Annotated in this window: 1 protein-coding gene; it reads right to left on the bottom strand. The window is 58.0% G+C overall.

Features of this window, described 5'->3' with window-relative positions; translation table 11 throughout:
* Window positions 1–285: 285 nt before the first annotated feature.
* The coding region (locus tag EOA13_RS36780; protein ID WP_206535368.1) for a hypothetical protein at window positions 286–2,400 on the bottom strand (2,115 nt) is incomplete at its 5' end.

The raw sequence follows: 2,400 nt of genomic DNA, 5'->3' as shown, positions 1-2,400 counted from the left end.
AAAGCAAAACAACCAGAACGGCGGGGTTCTCATCACCGTAGAGCACGATTCCATATTCATCGCCGCCAACGCCCCCGCGCCAACAGCGGAAACCGCTATTGTGGAGGAAGCCGTCGCGGCCCAGTCTAGTGGTGAAGCCGCGGGCTAGTGGTTCCATCAAGTACCTGGCGGCGCCGCTCTCCCGGGGCTAGGCTGCTGACACAGTTGGACCAAGCGGACGTTATGAGCTTGCAGCCATCGCTGCTCATCTAGAGTCGGCCTAACGCGAAAGGTCGAGGTAGTCGGTCACGTCCGCGTTGTAATTCTTGATGAACTCGCGCAGACGTGCCACGTTTCCGCCTTGATAGCCCACCGGTGGGTGAGCAAGGCGGCGAACCAGTCGACTATGCGCATCGTATCTTGCGCCCAGCTGTGGGCATTACACACGGTGCGAAGCATCTCCCCTATCAGTGCTCTTGGAATGTCGCCCTGGTCACCACGCCTCTGCTCCGCATCGCTCGCGAGCGCGCCTAGCCGAAGTGCGCTTTCAATCATCGAGAGAGGAAAGGCTTCATCGCGGTCCCTCTCCCCATTCGCAAGTTGAGTGCCGAGGACCACTACAACTTCGTTTCCCAACATTGCACAGAACGCCCCGAGCAGCCGCCCTTGCCCGACAAGGGTGATGAGCGCGATAGAACCGAAAAGCTTTCGAATGATCGCGATACATCGACTGTGATCGAGTGGTCGGCCAGGATCGAAATCTCGCTTGATATGCCGCGCCAAGTCTTCCAAGCCGCCCGCAAGCAGGTCAGATCCTATATCCCTAGGCCACTCTTCGCTATTAACATCGAGCAGGGCGTAACCTAGTTCGCCAAGCGTGTTGCTGAGGTACTCCTCCATGCCAATAAAGTGGAATATCTTGGCCGCCTCAGCGTAGTGGGCCGTGGCCTCGCTGAACTGCCCCAAATGGCTTTCGCTGTTGCCCAGTTGATGGAGCGTTTGCCCGCGATTGACTGCGATCGACGCGCCCCGCTGATTTTTGATGGAAAGTCTGTAGGCCTTTGCAGCCTCCTCATACCTGCCAAGCGATAGAAGGGAAAAGCCAAGAAGGCCAAGCGCGCCCGAGATGTCATTATGTAGGTCGTTTCGGCCAACGACCTCGCTCCCCCCGTCGAGCGTATCCGAAGGAGGCTGTTCGTCCAGTTGTCGCAGTATCGACCTGTATCCTTTCAAAGCCTTTTGGGCATTTCGTTCCGCCGATGCGTAATCGCCGAGGTCTCGCGCGACAATTCCGCGAGCCATCGCGATGTCTGCTGCCGCCCCCGGTTCTTGGGTCAGGAGCTCGACCTGATCGGCCAATGCTAGCCCAGCGTTGACCAATCCCGGGCTCTGCGCTCGCTGCGCCAAGGAGACGAGTTGAAGGACCAAGGCGCTTGCTCTCTCTACCCGCCCTGCCGAAAGCGCTAGCTCGGCGGCAGTGCGCATTACCTGCGCACCCTGTTCCGACAAGCCAAGAACGAAGAAATACCGCATCAGCGAGCCGACGATCGCTAGCGCAGTCGAGACCATTTCAGGATTGGATAGACGTGCGCGTGCGAGCTCAAGAACGTGCAGCAAATTCGGGAGTTCCTCCCCAAACCGCGCAACCACATATGGTGTTTCATTGGGGTCGTCGTGTTCCACCTCCAACACAGCAACCATCATACCGTGAGCGGCCACGACTTGATCTAGGACTGCCTCATATCGATCCTGATCTTCCCGTGCAGCAAGCTCGATCGCAAATGCTCTGACGGGGCTGAGTACGCTGACCCGGCTCAATGTATCCCTGATCTCTTGGAACTCGACCAAGTGCCATCGGCGTAAAGTTGCGAGAGCGTCCGCCGGATCCGCGAGTTCGATCCATTTCCCTTCTAGGTAGGGTGCGAACACGCCAGCAGGTGATTCCGCAACCGCCCATAGAAGTTGGCGAGCCTCAATCGGTAGGGCGTCGTACGCAGTTCGCAGGCAAAGCTCGAGCGAGCTGCTTCTGCTCTGGCTCTTTCGACCTGGGAGACTAACAACTGCCACGCCCTTTTCGGACACGGCTCGCAACGCCGTTGATGCGCCGCCATAGTGCTGGACCAATGCTGATGCTAACTTCAATGTCAGGACATGGCCGTCGCAGAATTCCAGCAAGCGCTCGAGGTCTTCGGGCTTGTCTTGCGACGTCACCCCAGCCAGTAGCTGCTTGCTCGATGCATGGTCCAGTTTCCCCACTTTAATCTGCCGATCAGCGGGAAGTTTGTGCAGGAAGATTTGCGTTGTGGCCACGACTTGTGTGGTCGAGGTCGCGGCGTACAGTGCTGCAACGGTGTCCTCGAACTCATCAAGGTCCGCAAGCACGGCCCGTTCGATCCCATCAAACACTACGCATGCTTGAAC

Origin of the sequence: Mesorhizobium sp. M7A.F.Ca.US.011.01.1.1, from assembly GCF_003998295.1 — a bacterium.
GTDB lineage: Bacteria > Pseudomonadota > Alphaproteobacteria > Rhizobiales > Rhizobiaceae > Mesorhizobium.
Note: the sequence above shows the minus strand (reverse complement) of the source record. Positions and strands in the feature narration are given on the sequence as shown.